At 65.8% G+C, this 18904-nt stretch carries 16 protein-coding genes and 1 pseudogene; 7 read left to right on the forward strand and 10 right to left on the reverse strand.

Annotation, left to right across the window (positions count from 1 at the left end):
• Window positions 1-8 precede the first annotated feature (8 nt).
• From orn to mntR, 3 genes are all read right to left on the reverse strand, one after another.
• Window positions 9-593: an oligoribonuclease gene (orn, locus tag XCC_RS11300; RefSeq protein ID WP_011037314.1), complete on the reverse strand. Its 585-nt coding sequence runs from the start codon at window positions 591-593 to the stop codon at window positions 9-11.
• 71 nt (window positions 594-664) lie between these two features.
• Window positions 665-1120 (reverse strand): tRNA adenosine(34) deaminase TadA, encoded by a 456-nt coding sequence (tadA, locus tag XCC_RS11305; protein WP_161963314.1) that lies wholly within the window; start codon window positions 1118-1120, stop codon window positions 665-667.
• A 56-nt stretch (window positions 1121-1176) separates the two neighbouring features.
• The gene (gene mntR, locus XCC_RS11310) at window positions 1177-1644 is read right to left on the reverse strand and encodes a manganese-binding transcriptional regulator MntR (protein ID WP_011037316.1); all 468 of its coding nucleotides are present in this window, start codon (window positions 1642-1644) and stop codon (window positions 1177-1179) included.
• A gap of 143 nt (window positions 1645-1787) precedes the next feature.
• On the opposite strand from mntR, the gene XCC_RS11315 reads away from it, so the two are divergent.
• From XCC_RS11315 to XCC_RS22805, 3 genes and pseudogenes are all read left to right on the forward strand, one after another.
• Complete coding sequence (locus tag XCC_RS11315; RefSeq protein ID WP_011037317.1) at window positions 1788-3122, forward strand: Nramp family divalent metal transporter; 1335 nt, start codon at window positions 1788-1790, stop codon at window positions 3120-3122.
• A gap of 486 nt (window positions 3123-3608) precedes the next feature.
• On the forward strand, window positions 3609-4433 hold the full coding sequence (locus XCC_RS11320) for an alpha/beta fold hydrolase (RefSeq protein ID WP_011037318.1): 825 nt from the start codon (window positions 3609-3611) through the stop codon (window positions 4431-4433).
• Window positions 4434-4566: 133 nt separating this feature from the next.
• A pseudogene (locus XCC_RS22805) lies at window positions 4567-4710 on the forward strand (AcrB/AcrD/AcrF family protein); the annotation flags it as partial.
• Between the two features lie 531 nt (window positions 4711-5241).
• Here XCC_RS22805 and XCC_RS11330 read toward each other — a convergent pair.
• The 5 genes from XCC_RS11330 to XCC_RS11350 all read right to left on the reverse strand — a co-directional run bounded on the left by XCC_RS11330 (window position 5242) and on the right by XCC_RS11350 (window position 10519).
• Window positions 5242-6873 carry an MFS transporter gene (locus XCC_RS11330; RefSeq protein ID WP_011037320.1) on the reverse strand — a complete coding sequence of 544 codons (1632 nt, stop codon included), beginning with the start codon at window positions 6871-6873 and terminating at the stop codon, window positions 5242-5244.
• A 136-nt stretch (window positions 6874-7009) separates the two neighbouring features.
• The gene (locus XCC_RS11335) at window positions 7010-8851 is read right to left on the reverse strand and encodes an amidohydrolase (protein ID WP_029628952.1); all 1842 of its coding nucleotides are present in this window, start codon (window positions 8849-8851) and stop codon (window positions 7010-7012) included.
• A gap of 113 nt (window positions 8852-8964) precedes the next feature.
• Window positions 8965-9402, reverse strand: coding sequence for a DoxX family protein (locus XCC_RS11340; RefSeq protein WP_011037322.1), 438 nt, complete (start codon window positions 9400-9402; stop codon window positions 8965-8967).
• Window positions 9399-10055, reverse strand: a complete 657-nt coding sequence (locus XCC_RS11345; protein ID WP_011037323.1) for a hydrolase — start codon at window positions 10053-10055, stop codon at window positions 9399-9401. The genes XCC_RS11340 and XCC_RS11345 overlap by 4 nt, the downstream gene beginning before the upstream one ends.
• Complete coding sequence (locus XCC_RS11350) at window positions 10052-10519, reverse strand: helix-turn-helix transcriptional regulator (protein ID WP_011037324.1); 468 nt, start codon at window positions 10517-10519, stop codon at window positions 10052-10054. The genes XCC_RS11345 and XCC_RS11350 overlap by 4 nt, the downstream gene beginning before the upstream one ends.
• Before the next feature lie 415 nt (window positions 10520-10934).
• On the opposite strand from XCC_RS11350, the gene XCC_RS11355 reads away from it, so the two are divergent.
• The 4 genes from XCC_RS11355 to XCC_RS11370 all read left to right on the forward strand — a co-directional run bounded on the left by XCC_RS11355 (window position 10935) and on the right by XCC_RS11370 (window position 16840).
• Window positions 10935-14033 (forward strand): sensor histidine kinase, encoded by a 3099-nt coding sequence (locus tag XCC_RS11355; protein WP_011037325.1) that lies wholly within the window; start codon window positions 10935-10937, stop codon window positions 14031-14033.
• Window positions 14026-14667, forward strand: coding sequence for a response regulator (locus XCC_RS11360; protein WP_011037326.1), 642 nt, complete (start codon window positions 14026-14028; stop codon window positions 14665-14667). The genes XCC_RS11355 and XCC_RS11360 overlap by 8 nt, the downstream gene beginning before the upstream one ends.
• A gap of 371 nt (window positions 14668-15038) precedes the next feature.
• Window positions 15039-16166 (forward strand): Cache 3/Cache 2 fusion domain-containing protein, encoded by a 1128-nt coding sequence (locus XCC_RS11365; RefSeq protein WP_011037327.1) that lies wholly within the window; start codon window positions 15039-15041, stop codon window positions 16164-16166.
• Window positions 16167-16210: 44 nt separating this feature from the next.
• A complete protein-coding gene (locus tag XCC_RS11370) occupies window positions 16211-16840 on the forward strand; it encodes a hypothetical protein (protein WP_011037328.1) in 630 nt (209 codons plus the stop codon).
• A gap of 154 nt (window positions 16841-16994) precedes the next feature.
• Here XCC_RS11370 and guaA read toward each other — a convergent pair whose 3' ends face one another.
• Window positions 16995-18560: a glutamine-hydrolyzing GMP synthase gene (guaA, locus tag XCC_RS11375; RefSeq protein WP_011037329.1), complete on the reverse strand. Its 1566-nt coding sequence runs from the start codon at window positions 18558-18560 to the stop codon at window positions 16995-16997.
• Window positions 18544-18903 (reverse strand): hypothetical protein, encoded by a 360-nt coding sequence (locus tag XCC_RS11380; protein WP_012438208.1) that lies wholly within the window; start codon window positions 18901-18903, stop codon window positions 18544-18546. The genes guaA and XCC_RS11380 overlap by 17 nt, the downstream gene beginning before the upstream one ends.
• Window position 18904: the final 1 nt, after the last annotated feature.

Below are 18904 nucleotides of genomic sequence, written 5' to 3' on the forward strand. Positions count from 1 at the left end.
TGGGAACCTCAGTTCTGCACACCGCCGCCGTTATCGCCACCTAGCGTGCCCATGAACTGCCGGTAGTGCCGCAGCTCGTCGATGGAGTCGCGTACGTCGCTCAGCGCCGTATGCGCCGAACTCTTGGCAAAGCCGGAGGCCACTGCCGGTGCCCATCGCCGCGCCAGTTCCTTGATGGTGGACACGTCCAGGTTGCGGTAGTGGAAGTAGCGCTCCAGGCGTGACATCTGGCGGTGCAGGAAACGGCGGTCCTGACAGATCGAATTGCCGCACATCGGCGAGGCGCCGGCGCGGATCCATTCGCTCAGGAAGGCCACTGTCTGCGCCTCGGCTTGCGCGTGGGTGACCTGGCTGTCGAGCACGCGTTGCCACAGGCCGGAGCGGCGGTGCTGGTTGCGGTTCCACTCGTCCATCGCTTCCAGGGTTTCCAGCGAATGGGCAATGGCCAGTTCCGGCCCCTCGGCGAGCACGTTCAACTGCGCATCGGTCACGATGGTGGCGATCTCGATGATCGAATCGCGATCGGTATCCAGGCCGGTCATTTCCAGATCGATCCAGATCAGTCGGTCGTTGCCCGCAACGTTGTCTGCCATATCACCGTCCTGTGGAGGGCCGTTGCCGGCCGGGTGCTGAAAGGGCGCGCATCATACCGCGGCCATGCCGATCAGGGCACGAGCGGCGGCTTGCCACGCTTGGCGCGAAAGTAATTGGTCAGGCGCAGCCCGGCCTCGGCGGCCAGCACCCCGCCGCTGACCTGCACGCGATGGTTGTGGCGTGGGTCGGCGAGCAGGTCGAACACGCTGCCGCAGGCGCCGGTCTTGGGGTCGCTGGCGGCGAACACCACCCGCGCAATGCGCGCATGGATCATCGCCATGGCGCACATTGCACACGGCTCCAACGTCACGTACAGCGTGCAGCCGATCAGGCGGTGGTTGGCCAGCCGCCGGCCGCCTTCGCGCATGGCCATGATCTCGGCATGCGCACTGGGGTCGTGGCTGGCGATGTTGAAGTTCCAGCCCTCGCCGAGCAGCGCGCCGGTTGGATCCACCAGCACCGCGCCGACCGGAATCTCGTCATAGTCCCGCTCGGCACGTTCGGCCAGCCGCAAGGCGTGAGTCATCCATTGCTGGTCGATTTGCAGGTGTGCGTCTTGCGCGTGGTGATCGGGCGACACGCTCACGGGGTGCTGTTGCCCTGCCGTTCCAGGAACGCGGCAAAAGCGGCGACGGTGGCTTCGCTGACGTGGTGTTCGATGCCTTCGGCGTCACGCCGCGCGGTGGCCTCGTCGATACCCAGCGCAAGCAGGAAGCGCTCGACGATCTGGTGCCGCTGCCGGCTGGAGGCCGCCAGCGCTTCGCCGGCCGGGGTCAAAAACACGCCGCGATACGGCCGCTGCACCACCCAGCCATCGCGCACCAGGCGCTTGAGCATCTTGGCCACGGTGGGCTGCGCCACGCCTAAACGCGCAGCGATATCGACTTGGCGCGCCTCGCCACCGTCGACCAGCAGATCGGAGATCAGCTCGACATAGTCTTCGACCAATTCGGCACGGCGCGCCTCGCGCACCTGGCGGAAGCTCTCCATGTGCACCTGCGCATCGATCAATACCGGTGCGGACGCGTCCAGCTTTTCGCTCTTGCCCACCCTTGTCCTCGTCATCGCCTCCGGCGCAACTGCCGGGATGCGTAGTGTGAAGCACGGCGCCGATCAATACGATTGAGATTGCCAATGCTCAACAGCATAGCACTTGCTATATCATCGGCCGCGTCCCGTCTTTTCGCCCGCCCATGTCCAGCGAGATCGTCCCGATCGCAGAACCCATTCGCCCAGCCGATGGTGGGCTGGGTGCCGCGCACGCCAGCGTTGCCGTGCCCAAGGGTGGCCACTGGTGGTTCCGCTTGCTGGCGTTTCTGGGCCCTGGCTACATGGTCTCGGTCGGGTATATGGACCCGGGCAACTGGGCCACCGACCTGGCGGGCGGCTCGCAATTCGGTTATCTGCTGCTGTCGGTGATCCTGCTCTCCAACCTGATGGCCATCGTGCTGCAGGGGTTGTCGGCACGGCTGGGCATCGCCACCGGCCTGGACCTGGCGCAGGCCTGCCGCGCACGTTACCCGCGCGGCATCAACCTGGCGCTGTGGGGGCTGTGCGAGCTGGCCATCATCGCCTGCGATCTGGCCGAAGTGATCGGCACGGCGATCGCACTCAAGTTGCTGTTCGGCATTCCGCTGACACTGGGCGCCATCATCACTGCGCTGGACGTGGTGTTGGTGTTGTTGCTGATGAACCGCGGCTTCCGTGCGCTGGAAGCGTTCGTCATGGCATTGCTGCTGGTGATCTTCGTGTGCTTCGGCATCCAGATCGCGCTGGCGGCGCCGCCGATCGCCGCAGTGCTGGCCGGCTTCATTCCGCGTGCCGAAGTGGTGACCAACCCGCATGCGCTGTATCTGGCGATCGGAATCATCGGTGCCACCGTGATGCCGCATAACCTGTATCTGCACTCGTCGATCGTGCAAACGCGCGCATATCCGCGCACCGATGCAGGCCGCCGTTCGGCACTGCGCTGGGCAGTCACCGACAGCACCGTGGCCTTGATGTTCGCGTTGTTCATCAACGCCGCCATCCTGATCCTGGCGGCGGCGGTGTTCCATGCGCAGGGCCGCACCGACGTGCAGGAGATCGAACAGGCGCACGCGCTGCTGGCACCGATGCTCGGCGTCGGCCTGGCCTCGACCCTGTTCGCAGTGGCGTTGCTCGCCTCGGGCGTCAATTCGACAGTGACCGCAACCTTGGCCGGGCAGATCGTGATGGAAGGCTTCCTGCGCCTGCGCTTGCCGCCGTGGATGCGCCGCCTGCTCACCCGCGGCATCGCCATCGTGCCGGTAGTGGTGGTGACCTGGCTGTATGGCGAGGCCGGTACCGCCCGCTTGCTGGTCTTGAGCCAGGTGGTGCTGTCGATGCAGTTGCCGTTCGCGGTGATCCCGTTGGTGCGCTTTGTCGCTGACCGCGGCTTGATGGGCGCATTGGTGGCGCCGGCATGGCTGGTGCGCCTTGCCTGGGTGATTGCTCTGGTGATCGTTGGCCTGAACCTCAAGCTGCTTTGGGAATTCGCGTTGGGGTGAGAGGCAAGCGGGCGGCGGCACTGCGCACGCTTGTGCTTGCACGTGCCGGTCTTGCAGATGGTGCTAAAGGTGCACTGCGCTGCATTGCACTGCACCGCCCTGTACTGGCGATGTGGTGCACGCATCGAGATGCAGCCTGTAGCGAGATGCAGCCACGCCAGTGCGCACGCCGATGCAATCTCGCGCGCCGCGTGCACGCTTTACTGGCGGCAGCATCGGCGCCGGCGGCCTGCCAGCCCACCCGCAATCGCCTTCCTGGTCACAGTGGCGACCTCGGCCGTTGGCGCAACCGGTGCGCTTCCCCACCAAGGAGTTTCCATGCATCCGTTCGAGCCGTCTCCGGCCGATTCCGGGCGACGCAATTTTCTCGTTGCCGGCACGGTCGCGGTGGCAGCGTTGTCGCTGCCCGCCTTCGCCAGTGCGGCAACTCCCGCGCGTGCGTCATCCACTTCCCCCACCCATCCCACCTCTCACGGAGCTACACCGATGTCGAACTTTGTCACCCGCCCCGATGGCGCCAAGATCTTCTACAAGGACTGGGGCAAGGGCCAGCCCGTCGTGTTCTCGCATGGCTGGCCGCTCAGCGCCGATGCCTGGGATGCGCAGATGCTGTTCATGGGTCAGAACGGCTTCCGCGTCATCGCACATGACCGCCGCAGCCACGGCCGCTCCAGCCAGACCTGGGACGGTAACGACATGGACACCTACGCCGATGATCTGGCCGCCGTGATCGAGGCGCTGGATCTGAAGGACGCCATCCTGGTGGGCCATTCCACCGGCGGTGGCGAAGTGGCGCATTACGTCGGCCGCCATGGCAGCAAGCGCGTGGCCAAGGTGGTGCTGGTGGGCGCGGTGCCGCCGCAGATGGTCAAGAGCCCGACCAACCCGGGCGGCCTGCCGATCAGCGTATTCGACGGCATCCGCGAAGGTGTTGCCAAGGACCGCTCGCAGTTCTACCAGGACCTGACCACCCCGTTCTTCGGTGCCAACCGCGACGGCAATAAAGTCACCCAGGGCATGCGCGATTCGTTCTGGCGGCAGGGCATGCTGGGCGGGCACAAGGGCCAGTACGACTGCATCAAGGAATTCTCGGAAGTGGATTACACCGCTGACCTGAAGAAGATCGATGTGCCGGCGCTGGTGGTACATGGCGACGACGATCAGATCGTGCCGATCGATGCATCGGGCAAGCTGTCGGCCAAGATCATCAAGAACGCAGAGCTGAAGATCTATGCCGGTGCGCCGCACGGACTGCCGGTGACCCACGCCGACCAGTTCAACAAGGATCTGCTGGCCTTCGCCAAGGCGTGATCCAGTTGATTGCGTGAAAAGCCGGCTCGCGAGAGCCGGCTTTTTTTATGGATCCTCTTGGGGCACTTGGTCTGGATCACTGCCATCGCGGCAGCAGAGCATGCGCTTTGGATTAGATAGGCAGGTAACCAATCGCCTGTTCTGGATCGTCGGCATTGTGTTGATCGCCTCGTGGGTGGTGGCGGTGGTGTTTACGCCGTATCTGGGCGTCAAGCTGCTGCTGGATCTGAAGAAGATCGAAGGCTGCCACGCCGCGATGTACGACACGCCGCGCTACCGTTTGGTTGCAGGCCAATCTGGGTTCTGGTGGCGAAGAATGCAGGCGCTGGGACATCGCGGTTGCTTCAGCCTCTGCCCTGCCTTTGCCGGATTCGGCATATTGATTACGCATACCTGTACCAGCGGCATGATCGAGCATCAGCGCACACACTGGATCGCGCGCTCACTTGCAACTTAGCAATCCGAGATCACCCTAGTCACGCCATCACCTCGTCCAGATGCCGGTAGCCGGCCTGCGAGGTAACACCGCCCGCGCCGGACGGACAGTGTGCCCGCTCGCGATTCGCCCACAAGGCGCAGGCCACACGCAGCAGAACGCAACGTTTTACGACGCCATATCGCGCTGCAAAGCACGCTTTTCTCGCGTGCACGTCATTGATCTAAGATCGCCTGAGCGTGACCGTGCTCGGTAGCAGCACACATCGGAAAAAACACAACGGGCACCCCTACAGGCGCCCGTTGCACATTTGCGATCTGCATTCGCCGCGCGGCTAACAAGCCCGGCAAACAGACTGCAGCCGCCTGTGGATCAAATATCCGAATGCGTATGCGGCGGCACCGCCGCACCACCGCCACCCACAAAGTGACGCACGAGCGGCGCGCGTTCGCCCTGATGCAAAGCGCGGATCTGCTCCTGCAGCTGGCGGTCGTCCCCGGTTACGCGCTCGTGCTGACGCAGGTGTTCAAGCCACGAGGCCACGATGAAGTATTCCAGCTGCACGCCGGGCGTGGCGGCGTCCTCGGCCACGCCCCACACCACCGCGCCGTCGCGGCGGCGTGCACTGCCCAGCTGTGTCACCAGGCGCACAAACTCTGCACGTGCGTCATCGGCGATGCGGTATTCCACGGTCACCAGCACCGGGCCACGGTCATGTTCGACACCATCGGCCTGCGCCGGTGCGGGCCAGTGGCCCGCCGGTGCGAGATCGAGCTGCTCGGTGCCGGCGATGCGTGCGCGTTTGACCAGCAGCGCGGCAATTACTGCACCGGCTGCGGCAATCTGCAGTGCGATCGCGATCGACGTGCGTTGCGCCAGCGCACCCCACAACAACGAACCGCTGGCCATGCCGAGCGAGAACACCACGATATACAGCGACAGCGCACGGGCGCGCACCCAGGCCGGCACCGAGGTTTGCGCAGCGATCTGCAGCGACGACAACACGGTGATCCAGGCCAGGCCGTTGACCACCATCACCACACACAACACGCCAATCTGGCGCGAGAGCGCCAACCCCAGCAGCGAGGCTGCGCAGATCAACGTGGCGACGAACACCAGCAGGTCGCGGTCATAGCGTGCACGCAAGCGCGGCAACACCAGCGCACCACTGATCGCGCCAATGCCGATGCAGCCCAGCAACAGACCGTAACTGCCCGCACCCAGCTGCATGTCGCGGCGGACCACCAGCGGCAACAAAGCAGTCAGCGCGCTGGCGAACAGGAAGAAGCCGGCCGCCTTGATCAACACCGCCTGCAGACGCCCGGCGCGCGCCGCATAGCGCAGACCGGCACGCAGGCCCGCACCAAAGCTCTCCGGCGGCAATGCGGATGCCTGCGTCTCGCGACGCCAGCGCCACAGCACCCACATCATCAAGCCGAAGGTGAGCCCATTGAGCAGGAAGGCCCATGGCGGGCCGAACTGCGCCACGATCAAACCGCCGATTGCCGGCCCGATCGACCGCGCGATATTCATGCCGATCGAGTTGAGCGCCACTGCCGAGGCCAGCAACGGGCGCGGCACCAGCTCCGAGACGATCGCCGCTTGCGCCGGCATTGCCATCGCCGCGCCCATGCCCATGGCGAAGGTCAGCGCGACCAGCACCCAAGGGGTGAGCAACTGCAGGTGCGACAGCAGCGCCAGCGACGCGGCCACCAGCAGCATCCAGCCCTGGGTGAGCATGAGATAGCGGCGGCGGTCGACGATGTCGGCCAAGGTGCCGGCGGCGAGTGCGAACAACACCACCGGCAACGTGGTGGCCGACTGCACCGCCGCCACCATCAGCGGCGAACCGGTCTGTTCGGCCATCACCCAGGAGGCGGCCACATCGTTGATCCAGGTGCCGATATTGCTGCCCAGGATGGCGAGCCACAGGGCACGGAAGATCGGTTGGCGCAGCGGTGCCCAGGCACCGGCGTCAGCCGGTGGGATCGAAGCGGTTGTCATTGCCACACTCCAGAACGGAAAAACGCGCGGTCCGGCCAGGCGCCCGCGACGGACACTGCACACGCCTTCTTAAGGTTGCAGACCTGTGCTGCAACGATGCGCTGACCTCTCGCCGCAGCCAGGCGCTGCTGCGGCCTTAAAACGCGAAACATGCGCATCCCAATGCCCCCCAGAAGCCGCGCAGATCGTCGCTGGGTGCGGCGTGGTGCGCGGCATGCCCATGTGTGCCGTGGGTGCGGCAGCCAGGGCCATGCGCATGCGCCACGCTGGCCAGCCCGCTCACCGCACCGCCCACGTGATAGCCACCAAAACGGTTGACCGGCGACCATTCCGGCATTGCCGGCGGCAGGCTGGGCGCCAGTGCAGCGAAGTCGCCGTCACCGTGCACCACGGTACCGCCCAACACGGTCAGCACGCTGGTGATATCGGCGATGGCGGCATCGTCGACGCGGAAATAGTCATCCGACAAGACGATGAAATCGGCCAACTGACCAGGCGCCAAAGTGCCCTTCTTGTCTTCATCACCGGAAAACCAGGCACTGCCCTGCGTCCACAAGCGCAAGGCCTGCTCGCGCTCGAGCAGATTCTCGTCGCCATACAGCGCCAGCCCTCCGACAGTACGGCCGGTGACCAGCCACGACAGCGCCACCCACGGGTTGTAGCTGGCCACGCGCGTGGCATCGGTGCCCGCGCCCACCGGCACACCGGCCGCCAACATGCGCCGCACTGGCGGCGTATGGCGTGCGGCTTGCACGCCGTAGCGCTGCACGAAGGCTTCGCCTTGATAGGCCATGCGGTGCTGCACCGCGATGCCGCCGTTCAACGCGCGGATGCGATCGATGTTGCGCGGCGTGATGGTTTCGGCGTGATCGATGAACCAGTGCAGGCCATCGAACGGCATGTCCGCGTTGACGCGTTCGTAGACATCGAGAATGCGCGAGATGCTTTCGTCGTAGGTAGCGTGGATGCGGAACGGCCAGCGTTTTTCCACCAGCAGGCGCACCACCTGCTCCAGTTCCGGTTCCATCTCCGGCGCAAGCTCCGGGCGCGGCTCACTGAACTGCTCGAAATCGGCCGCCGAGAACACCAGCATTTCGCCGGCACCGTTGTGGCGCAGCAGATCGTCGCCCTTGCGGACCGGCAACACCTCGGTCCAGCCGCGGAAATCGGCGACTTCCTTGCCCTTGTTCTGGGTAAACAGGTTGTAGGCGATGCGCACGCTCAACTGCCCGGCCGCATGCAACTGCTCGATGACCTGATAGTCCTCCGGATAGTTCTGGAACCCGCCACCGGCGTCGATGACCGAGGTGATGCCCAGGCGGTTGAGCTCGCGCATGAAATGGCGCGTGGAGTTGGCCTGGTATTCGATCGGCAGCCGCGGCCCTTTCGCCAGGCTGGCATACAGGATCAACGCATTCGGCTTGGCCAGCAGCAGGCCGGTGGGATTGCCGAGCTTGTCGCGCTCGATGCGGCCACCTGGCGGATCCGGCGTGGTCTTGTCGTAACCACATGCACGCAACGCCGCGCGATTGAGCAAGGCGCGGTCGTAGAGATGCAGCAGGAACACCGGTGTATCCGGCGCGATCGCGTTGATCTCGTCCAGGGTTGGCAGGCGCTTTTCAATGAACTGATGCGCGGTGAAACCGCCGACCACGCGCACCCACTGCGGCGCCGGCGTCCGGTCGACCTGCGCCTTGAGCAATGCCATGGCGTCGGCCAGCGAGCGCACGCCGTCCCAGCGCAACTCCAGGTTGTAGTTCAAACCGCCGCGAATGAGATGCGTGTGGCTGTCGTTGAGCCCGGGCACCACGCGTCGCTGCTGTGCATCGATGACACGCGCCTGCTTGGCCATGGCCATGATCTGCGCATCGTCACCCACTGCCACGATGCGGCCATCGGCCACCGCCAGCGTAGTGGCGCTGGGTTGGCGCGGGTCAAGCGTGGTGATACGTGCATTACGGAGAATGAGATCGACCATCGGAGGCGTCCTGTTGGCAGTCAACGCAGCAGGCGCAATGCCCAGTGCAAGGCCGGCGGCGGCACCCTGCAACAGCTGGCGCCGGCCGGCATCGTGGGAATCAGTGGGCGTGCTCATGACACGTGCCGCCGACGCAGGCCGTCCAGCGACCACGCGCCACCGCCGGCGCATACCAGCGCCAGCAAGACCAGCGCCCACATCAGCGGGTATTCCATGCCGCCATGCATCCAGAACCAGCCCTTGGGAATGGCAATCACCACGGTGGTGGCAATGAACGCCGCGGCCAGTGCCGCGCTGGCGCGCGTCCACAGCCCGATCAGCACCGCCACTCCAGACAGGCTCTGCACCAGCGCCAACAGCAGCGGCAGTGGCGCCGTCGCTGGCAGCCCGAACTGCTGCAATTCCGCAGCAAAACCGGCAAGGCCGGGGCCGTTGAACCAGCCCAGCAACTTGCCCAGGCCATGCGGCAGCAGAAAGCCACCGCCAGCCAGCCGCAGCATCAACAGCGCCGCGTCCAGGCCCGGCGAGCGTGCCGGTGCGTGGCTGTTCAATGTCCGCCTTCCTGCGCGCCGAACATGGTCTTGGCGTATTGAATACCGATGCCGTAGCCGCCTGCATGCGCACGTGCGATGCCGGTGGTGAGGTCGTAGGTGTCGCTGCGCGCCCAATCGCGCTGCAGTTCCAGCAGGTACTGCACGCTGGTGATCGGTGCTGCGCCGGCCTGCACCATGCGAGCAATGGCGCGCTCGTGGGCCTCATCGCTGACATCGCCGCAGGCATCGGTGATCACGTACACATCAAAGCCCTGTTCGATCGCCGACAGCGTCGGCCCGACGATGCACACGCTGGTCCACAAACCGGCGATCACCAGGCGGCGCTTGCCGATCGCGTTGATGCGGTCGATCACGCCCTGGTCTTCCCAGGCATTCATGCTGGTGCGGTCGAACACCGGCTCGCCGGCGAAGATCTCCGGCAGCTCTGGAAACAGCGGGCCGGAGAACGACTTCTCCGCCACCGTGGTGAGCACCACCGGCACCTGGAAGCCCTTGGCGGCCTTGCCGATCAGCGCCACGTGGTTGCGCAGGGCCGAGATGTCGATGGTGTGGGTGGCAAACGCCATCTGCGACTGGTGGTCGATCAGGATCAGGGCGTGGTCGTTCGGCGACAGCAGGGACTTGCCGGGGACGGCGGTGGCGGTGGTCATCGGTGGTGCTCCAGGAGTGGTGAGAAGGAAGACGTGGCAGCCCGCGGCGCACTGGCCGGCGTGCTGTGTGCGGTAGTGCAGACGGTCTGCGCGGCAAAGCGCGCCGGCGTGCAGCCGGTGGCATGGCGGAAACTGCGGACGAAATGGCTTTGGTCGAAGAAGCACAGCTCGCTGGCGATCTGGCTGATCTTGTGGCGGCCTTCGCGCAGCAAGGCCTGTGCACGCTCAATGCGGCGGCGGCGCAGATATTCCATCGGGCTGGCGCCGACCACATCGCGAAACACACGCGCAAAATGGAAGCGGCTCATGCACGCGGCCGTGGCCAGATGGGTCACCGTGATCGGTTCGCACAGATGCGTGTCGATGTACTGCATGGCTCTTGCCACCGCACGGATGCGCGGTGCTTCAAGTGCGCTGCATGCGTGGGGCGCGGTGCGGCAGTCGACGGCAATGCCACGTGCCATGCGGCGTCTCCGTTGGGGGTGCGGCCATGGTGCGGTGAGCAGGTGCGCGCTCCCACCCCAGATGGTGAGGTCAATCGCCCCCTCTTTCGGGGGGGCCGCCGCAGTGGCCCGGGTGCAAGATCGACGCGCGTTGGCGCGGTTCGCGCGCAGCATGGAGCCGATGCAGCCGCGTGCAGGCCACGCCGCACGGCGCGGCACACCGCCCAGACTCACCGGTCACGCACCACGCCCAACAAGCGGACGCGGCCGAACATACCCATGCACTGCGCGATACTCCAACCGTGCGAAAGGAGTGCCGCGTGCGCTCATGCCCGCGGGAGTTGCAAGCCGTCACCGCCCTACTCCACTGCGCAGTGCGCGTCCTCCCCCGAAAGAGGTGGTGGTGCTTCCCCCGATCTCGTCCGACAATGCTGCGATGCCGCATGAGCCCGTCAGCTACCCCGCTTCGTCGTTACGCCTGCGCGTTACGCACTGGGTCACGCTGGCGTGCTGTTGGCTGCTGCTGTGCGTACCGGCATGGGCAAGCGGGATCGCCGCAACACGCGACGGCGTGCTGCAGTTTCACCACACCGCCTGGAGCACCGAGCGCGGCGCACCGGCCGACATCTGGGATATCGCGCAGGCCGATAACGGCCCGTTGTGGCTGGCGACCGGTTTTGGCTTGTTCCAGTTCGATGGTGACCGCTTCGCACGTGTGCCGCCGCCCAATGGCGAGGCGTACGCATCGCACAACATGACCGCGCTGACGCTCGCACCGGACGACACCGCGTGGGTCGGGTATTTCGGTGCCGGGATCGACCGTCTCGCCGACGGCCACCTCACCCACTTCGCACCAGGCAAGGACTTGCCCAGCGGCATGGTGTTCAAGCTGGAGCGCGATGGCAGCGGGCGCCTCTGGGCCGCAATCGATGGCGGCCTGTGCTGGTTCGATGGCACGCGCTGGCACCGTGCCGGTGCCGACTGGGGCTACCCGGCCGCACGCGCACAGTGGTTGCTGCGCGACCGCCGTGGCGTGCTGTGGGTCAGCGACGGCACCCAGCTGCTGCGCCTGCCCGCAGGCGGCAAGCGCTTCGAACCCAGCGGGCAGCCGGTTGGCCCGTTCACCACCATGGCCGAAAGCCCGGATGGCAGCGTCTGGGTCGCCGACCCGTATCGCGGAATCTTTGCATTGACCGACGCGCGCGGGCAGCTGCTTCCCGCAGTAACACGCGCGCAGCCACGCTTTGCCGGGCTGTTTGCGCGCCGTATCCGCTTCATGCGCGACGGCGCGCTGTGGGGCACGGACTACGCGGCCGGTGGTGTGTTCCGGATCGCCACGCCGCTGGCGCTGGCGCCGGTGCTGGAACATGTAGGCACGCTGCAAGGCCTGACCTCGGCAACCGCCGGCCCGTTACTGGAAGACCGCGAAGGCAACCTCTGGGTCGGCACCAACCTGGGCTTGAATCGCTTCCGCCACCGCGCGCTATTGCCATTGGCCGCATTGCTGCCCGGCCCGGCCACTGCGGTGGAGATGTTCACCAGCCGCAGCGGCGCAGCGCCGGGGCCGCTGGTTGCCGCATTGCGCGACAACCGCCTGCTCGCACTGACGCGCCTGCGCATCGATCGGATGCAGCACGGCGGCGCGGCCAGCACGCTCGCTGTGCCGAACACGTTACGCAGTTGGGTGTTGGCCGAACACGCGCTACTGCGTCTGCAGGGCGGCCTTGTGCAACCAGTCCCATTACCGCTGGGCGTTGCGCCCGGCGAAATACGTGCGTTGCTGGTCGATGCGATGGACCAGCCGCTGGTGTGCCCGGATGCGCGTGGGCCGTATCGCTACGACGGCACCGGCTGGCAACCGCTGGCCGGCGTGCAGGAAACCCCATGCTCGGTGCTGGCGCGTGCGCACGATGGCGCGCTGTGGATCGGAGACGTCAAAGGGGAGCTGCGCCTGCTGCGCGGCAATCGCGTGCGCCGCTATAGCGCAACGGACGGCTTGTCGGTCGGCCCGATCACCGCTCTGTGGAGCAGCCCCGCGCTGACCCTGGTGGCCGGCGAAGCGGCGGTGGCCGTGCTCGGACCCGATGGCCGATTCCGCACCTTGCCCGACCAGGCCAGCCCGCTGCTGCAGGGGGTCACCGGTATCGTGCAGGACGCCGCCGGCGGGGTCTGGTTGAACGGCAATCGCGGCGTGGTGCACCTGAGCCTGCAAGCGTTGACGCAGAGCGTGCAGACCGGCCTGCCGGCGCCATCGCTGCGCCTGTACGACACCATGGATGGCCTGCCCGGCATCGCCCAACAGGCCACGCCGGTTCCCAGCGCGCTGGCCGCAGCCGATGGCCTGCTGTGGTTTGCCACCAACCAGGGCCTGGCCTGGCTCGACCCCAGCCAGACCTATCGCAATCCCACCGCGCCCACGGTCGCCATCACCGAGGTGGTCGCCAACGATCGTCCGTATCCGCTGCAGGCCGCGCTGCGCCTGCCCAAGTGGAGCGACCGCCTGCGCATCGGCTACGAAGCGGTCAGCCTCACCCGCCCCGAGCGCGTGCGCTTCCGCTACCGGCTGGATGGCGTGGACGCTGCCTGGCAGGACGCCGGCAATCGCACCGAGGCGTTCTATACCAACCTGGCGCCTGGCCGTTATCGCTTCGAGGTGGCCGCCGCCAACAACGATGGCGTGTGGAACGCACGTGGCGACACACTCGACGTGGTCATCGAACCGGCGTTCGTGCAGACCTGGCAATTCAAGCTGTGCTGCGTGCTGGCGGCGGTCGCGGCCCTGGCGGTGGCGTGGCGCTTGCGCACCCGGCATGTGGCCGGACGCCTGCGTGCGCGGTTGGAAGAGCGCTACCGCGAGCGCGAGCGCATCGCCCGTGAGTTGCACGACACCCTGCTGCAGGGCACACAGGGGCTGATCCTGCGCCTGCACACCGCCAGCCGTTCGCTGGCCTGGGATGACCCCCGCCGGCAGGAACTGGAAAAGACCGTCGAACTGGCCGAGCGCGCCCTCATCGAAGGGCGCGACCGCGTCAACGGCTTGCGCGACACCCACTCGCTGCGCACCGATCTGGCCGGCGCGTTGCAGCAGGCGCGCGAAACCACCATGCCGATCCCCACCGCAACCCTGGACGTGCTGGTCAATGGCCGCCCACTCGTCTTGCGCGCGATGGTGGCCGACGAACTGTTCCAGCTCGGGCGCGAAGCGCTGAGCAATGCCGACCGGCACGCGCGCGCAAACAAGATCGTCCTGGAACTGCGTTACGGTTCACGTGACTTCGTGCTGCGCATCCGCGACGATGGCTGCGGCCTGGCGCCGGACGTGCTGCACGGCCACGCCCGCACCGGGCACTGGGGATTGACCGGCATGCAGGAACGCGCGCGGCGCATCGGGGCACAGATGCAACTGTGGTCGCGGCCCGGCAGCGGAACCGAAGTGCAGATCGTCGTCCCCGCGCGCGCTGCGTACGTTCGACCACCCAAACGCTGGTGCTGGCCCTTTCAAAACGCACGACCCACGGAGACTCCCCATGGCTGATACGACACGACCGACCGCGGTGCTGGTGGTGGACGATCACCCGTTGTTGCGTGACGGATTGAGCGCCATGCTGGGCGCCGAGCGCGACATGCAGGTGGTGGGCGAAGCCGAAGATGGCGAACAGGCCGTGGACTACTACACCCGCCTGCGCCCGGACGTGGTGCTGATGGATCTGCAGATGCCACGCGTGGACGGCGTGCAGGCGATCCAGCGCATCCGCCAGCTCGACCCCATGGCCAAGGTCATCGTCCTGACCACCTACACCGGCGATGTGCGTGCAGTACGCGCCTTGCAGGCCGGCGCTTGCGGGTATCTGCTCAAGAGCGCGTTGCGGCGCGAACTGGTCGACACCATCCGCGACGTGCGCCGCGGTCAACGCCGCCACGTGCCCGCCTCGGTGGCCGAGAACATCGCCGCGCACGTGCTCGACGACGCCTTGTCCGCACGCGAGACCGAGGTGCTGAACCTGGTCGCCACCGGCTGCTCCAACAAGCAGATCGGCAACGCACTGGGCATCTCAGAAGAAACCGTCAAGGCGCACATGAAGAACATCCTGTGCAAGCTCGGCGTGCGCGACCGCACCCACGCGGTCACCGTTGCGCTGCGTCGCGGGATCCTGTCGCTGGAGACCTGAAGGCGCCACCACCACTGGCGGCGGACGGGCGCCGCCCGCCTGCCCCGCTCACCGCGCCGGCGCACGCGGCAGCAAACAGTGCAGCGGCGCCCAGCTACCCTCATCCGCGCCCGGCGCCTCTGCCAACAGACCACACCTTGCCGACCGCACGCCCGCTGAGTGCGACGCGCTCGACCATTCTTGAACGCGAGGCGAAGCCGCCGCGATGCGGCGCTGCCAAACCGATCGGCTTCGGCTATCGTATGCACCGCCAGCGGCTCGGGGAGCCGCTTCAGCATCTTGTCCGGCAGCCGATAACGGCTACGTCCGCCCGCCGCACCGCGCTGCGGCGGGCTCGATTCAATCATTTAAACGCGTTCAGGGGAATTGCGATGCTTCGTCACTCTTTGCGGGTGCGCCTGCTGTTGCCGGTGCTGGCCTTGGTGCTGGTCGTGGTGGTGGCACTGACGGTCATTCTGGCCATTACCGAGGCCAACCGGGTCAAATCGGAAACCGCAGACGCCATCGAGCGCCAGTCGGTCTCCCTGCAGACCCTGTTCTCGGTCACCCGCGCGATGATGCTCGATCGCGTCAATTCCTCCATGCGCCAGCTGCGCAAGGAAGCCAACGCCCAGGGCGCGCCCAGCGTGGGCAATGACGTCCGCGTGGCCGACCGCAACGCCAACGACCTGTTGCTGGGCCAGAAGTCCCAGGCCAACGTGTTCGACATGCTCGACGACGTCACCGCGATCCACGAAGGCACCGCAACGCTGTTCTCGCGCACCGGTGACGACTTCGTGCGCATCTCCACCAACGTCAAGAAGGACGACGGCAGCCGCGCCATCGGCACCGTACTCGATCCCACCGGCCAGGCCGCCGCCAAACTGCGTAATGGCGAAAGCTTCTACGGCGTGGTCGACATCCTCGGCAATCCGTATGTCACCGGTTACGAGCCGATCTTTGCCGGCAACGACAAGCGCGTCATCGGTGCCTGGTACGTCGGTTACAAGGCCGACACCCAGGCGCTGGAAAACGTGGTCAGCAGCCGTCGCGTGCTCGACTCGGGCTTCATCGCCATCTTCGACAGCAAGAACACGCTGCGCTTCCAGTCCACCACCGGCGCCACCACCGACACCGCCACCATCGAGCGGATCGTCAAGGAAAGCCCCGACGATTGGGTCGTGACCAAGCAGGAAGTGCCGGACTGGGGCTTCACGCTCGTCTCGGCCTACCCCAAGAGCGATGTCAACGGCGTCATCGTGCGCCAGTCGCTGTGGATCGCCGGCATCGGCCTGCTGGTCTGCGCACTGTTGCTCGGCCTGCAGTGGGCGCTGATCTGGAACCGCGTGTTGCGGCCCATCCAGCACTTGACCACCGTTGCCGAAGAACTGAGCCTGGGCAAGTGGAACCACACCATTGCCGAGGTCAACCTCAAGGATGAAATCGGTACCCTGGCGCGCGCCATTTCCCGCCTGTCCAACAGCGTCCGGTTGGCCATGGAACGCCTCAGCAAGCGCTGAGCCGTGCTGTATAACTCCGCACCAGATGATGCAAGGAAGACGCCATGTCCACTGAATTCCGTCCGCTGATCGAGGTCCTGCGCGAGCTCAAGGCGCTGGCGCTGAAGAAGGCGTCCGGCTTTCTGTTCGTCGTCACCGAGGAGAACCACTCCTGCATCATCCGCATCAATGCGGGTCAGATCGAAGAAGTGGTGTTCCGCATGCTGCGCAATGATGAGGCCGTGCAACGCCTCACCATGGTCGGCGCCGCCAAGGCCCGCTTCCAGGTCGACCCCGGCGCCGGCATGGGCAAGCCCTCGCTGCTCAGCGAGGACTCGCGGCAGTGGCTGATGGGCGGCTTCGAACAGGATCTGGGCGGTGCGCCGGCCCCAGTGCGTGCACCGGTTGCCGCCGCTCCGGTGCCGGCACCTGCCGCAGCCAGCGCAGCACCCACAGCGTCCGCACCGGCGTCTGTCGGCAGCGGCGCAGCGCCGGACGAAGCGGTTCGCCAAGCGCTGGAGAAAGTCGCATTGAATTACCTCGGCCCGATCGCCGGCATGTTGTGCGACGAAGCCTGGGATGCCTCCAGCGACATCGAGCAGGTGCTCAGCCAGCTCGCTGCCAACCTGGCCACGCCGCAGGAAGCGCAAAAGTTCATGACCGACGCCCGCGTGGCACTGGCCAAGGTGCGTTGAGGCCAGCGTTCAACGCAACCCTGCAACAAGCCGCGCAATGCGCGGCTTTTTTTTGCGGCGGCATCGTGCGGCCTGATTGCCAGCGATGAAACTGCAAGACATAAAAAAGGCGCCTTGCGGCGCCCTTTCGTTCGATCTCGCGAGCAGAACCAACTCACTCCCACTCGATCGTCGCAGGCGGTTTGCCGGAGATGTCGTAGACCACGCGCGAGACGCCGCGCAGTTCGTTGATGATGCGGTTGCTCACCGTGCCGAGGAAGTCGTATGGCAGGTGCGCCCAATGCGCGGTCATGAAGTCGATGGTCTCCACCGCACGCAGTGCGATCACCCATTCATAGGCGCGCGCATCGCCCACCACACCCACCGACTTAACCGGAAGGAACACCGCGAATGCCTGGCTGGTCTTGTCGTACAGGTCCGCCTTGCGCAGCTCGTCGATGAAGATCGCATCGGCCTTGGCCAGCAGTTCGGCGTATTCGCGCTTCACCTCGCCCAGGATGCGCACACCCAGGCCCGGGCCCGGGAATGGATGGCGATACACCATGGTGCGTGGCAGGCCGAGTTCCACGCCCAGGCGACGCACTTCGTCCTTGAACAGTTCGCGCAGCGGTTCGACCAGGCCCAGCTTCATGTGCTCAGGCAGGCCACCCACGTTGTGGTGGCTCTTGATCACGTGCGCCTTACCGGTCTTGCTGCCGGCCGACTCGATCACGTCCGGATAAATCGTGCCCTGCGCCAGCCACTTGGCATTGGCCAGCTTGTTGGATTCTTCATCGAAGATATCCACGAACAGGTTGCCGATGATCTTGCGCTTGGCTTCAGGATCGCTCACGCCTTCGAGTTTGGCGAAGTAGCGGTCGGCCGCATTGACGCGGATCACCTTGACGCCCATGTGCTCGGCAAACATCGCCATCACCTGGTCGCCTTCCTGCCAACGCAGCAGGCCGGTGTCGACGAACACGCAGGTCAGCTTGTCACCGATCGCCTTGTGCAGCAGTGCCGCGACCACCGACGAATCCACACCTCCGGACAAGCCCAGAATCACTTCATCGTCGCCCACCTGCTCGCGCACGCGCGCAATCTGGTCATCGATGATGTTGGCCGCGGTCCACAGCGTCTGGCAGCCACACACGTCCACCACGAAGCGCCGCAGCAAGGTCTGGCCCTGCAGCGTATGTGTCACTTCCGGGTGGAACTGCACGCCATACCAGCGCTTGTCTTCGTTGGACATCGCCGCCACCGGAATACGGTCGGTCACGGCAGTAATCGTGAAGCCCGGCGGCACCTGCGACACGTGGTCGCCGTGGCTCATCCACACATTCAGGCGCGACGCGCCGGCGTGGTCGGTCAGACCAGAGAACAGTGCATCGGCCGCCACTACATCGACTTCGGCATGACCGAACTCGCGCTGATCGGCCGCCTCGGTGGCACCGCCCAACTGCGCAGCCAGTGTCTGCATGCCGTAGCAAATACCGAACACCGGCAAGCCGCTATCGAACACCTCCTGCGGCGCAACCGGCGCCCCTGGCAAGGTGGTCGACTCGGGACCACCCGAGAGAATGATGCCCTTGGCACCGAACCCGGCGATCTCGCTCGGATCATGATCCCAGGCCCAGATCTCGCAGTACACGCCAATTTCGCGAATCCGCCGCGCGATCAGCTGGGTGTACTGCGCGCCGAAATCGAGGATGAGGATCTTGTCGTTATGCAGACTGGACATCGTTACTCGCAGGGCGAAGGCGGCGCGCTCGGCGCCACTCCAGGAAAAGGATAAGCAGCGGAGCGCAGAGCACTCCCGGCCACAACAAAAACGTTCCAATCAGCAGGTAGAGCATGCCGTAGAGCGCACTGGCCAGCAGTGTCGCCGACGCAACGCGCAACACAACGCGCTGCAGGTGTGCAGTGGCGCCAGATGCCAACAGCACCGGGGCCGATGCCACCAACAGATACATCAACGCGAAGAATGTCCAGCGATACAACACGGAAGACACCGCCAGCAATCCCAGCGCCACCACGGTCATTGCCGAGATGACCGCAAGATAGGCGAGCGAGGCCTTCCACATT

Source organism: Xanthomonas campestris pv. campestris str. ATCC 33913, assembly GCF_000007145.1.
In the GTDB taxonomy this organism is placed as follows: Bacteria; Pseudomonadota; Gammaproteobacteria; order Xanthomonadales; family Xanthomonadaceae; genus Xanthomonas; species Xanthomonas campestris.

What these genes read in the sequence shown, in the direction of transcription:
- XCC_RS11365 (WP_011037327.1), top strand. Translation starts at nt 15,039, where the DNA reads ATGCTTCGTCACTCTTTGCGGGTGCGCCTGCTGTTGCCGGTGCTGGCC.
- XCC_RS11360 (WP_011037326.1), top strand. Translation starts at nt 14,026, where the DNA reads ATGGCTGATACGACACGACCGACCGCGGTGCTGGTGGTGGACGATCAC.
- XCC_RS11350 (WP_011037324.1), bottom strand. Translation starts at nt 10,519, where the DNA reads ATGGCACGTGGCATTGCCGTCGACTGCCGCACCGCGCCCCACGCATGC.
- XCC_RS11315 (WP_011037317.1), top strand. Translation starts at nt 1,788, where the DNA reads ATGTCCAGCGAGATCGTCCCGATCGCAGAACCCATTCGCCCAGCCGAT.
- XCC_RS11380 (WP_012438208.1), bottom strand. Translation starts at nt 18,903, where the DNA reads ATGTGGAAGGCCTCGCTCGCCTATCTTGCGGTCATCTCGGCAATGACC.
- guaA (WP_011037329.1), bottom strand. Translation starts at nt 18,560, where the DNA reads ATGTCCAGTCTGCATAACGACAAGATCCTCATCCTCGATTTCGGCGCG.
- tadA (WP_161963314.1), bottom strand. Translation starts at nt 1,120, where the DNA reads ATGACTCACGCCTTGCGGCTGGCCGAACGTGCCGAGCGGGACTATGAC.
- XCC_RS11330 (WP_011037320.1), bottom strand. Translation starts at nt 6,873, where the DNA reads ATGACAACCGCTTCGATCCCACCGGCTGACGCCGGTGCCTGGGCACCG.
- orn (WP_011037314.1), bottom strand. Translation starts at nt 593, where the DNA reads ATGGCAGACAACGTTGCGGGCAACGACCGACTGATCTGGATCGATCTG.
- XCC_RS11355 (WP_011037325.1), top strand. Translation starts at nt 10,935, where the DNA reads ATGCCGCATGAGCCCGTCAGCTACCCCGCTTCGTCGTTACGCCTGCGC.
- XCC_RS11335 (WP_029628952.1), bottom strand. Translation starts at nt 8,851, where the DNA reads ATGGTCGATCTCATTCTCCGTAATGCACGTATCACCACGCTTGACCCG.
- XCC_RS11320 (WP_011037318.1), top strand. Translation starts at nt 3,609, where the DNA reads ATGTCGAACTTTGTCACCCGCCCCGATGGCGCCAAGATCTTCTACAAG.
- XCC_RS11345 (WP_011037323.1), bottom strand. Translation starts at nt 10,055, where the DNA reads ATGACCACCGCCACCGCCGTCCCCGGCAAGTCCCTGCTGTCGCCGAAC.
- XCC_RS11370 (WP_011037328.1), top strand. Translation starts at nt 16,211, where the DNA reads ATGTCCACTGAATTCCGTCCGCTGATCGAGGTCCTGCGCGAGCTCAAG.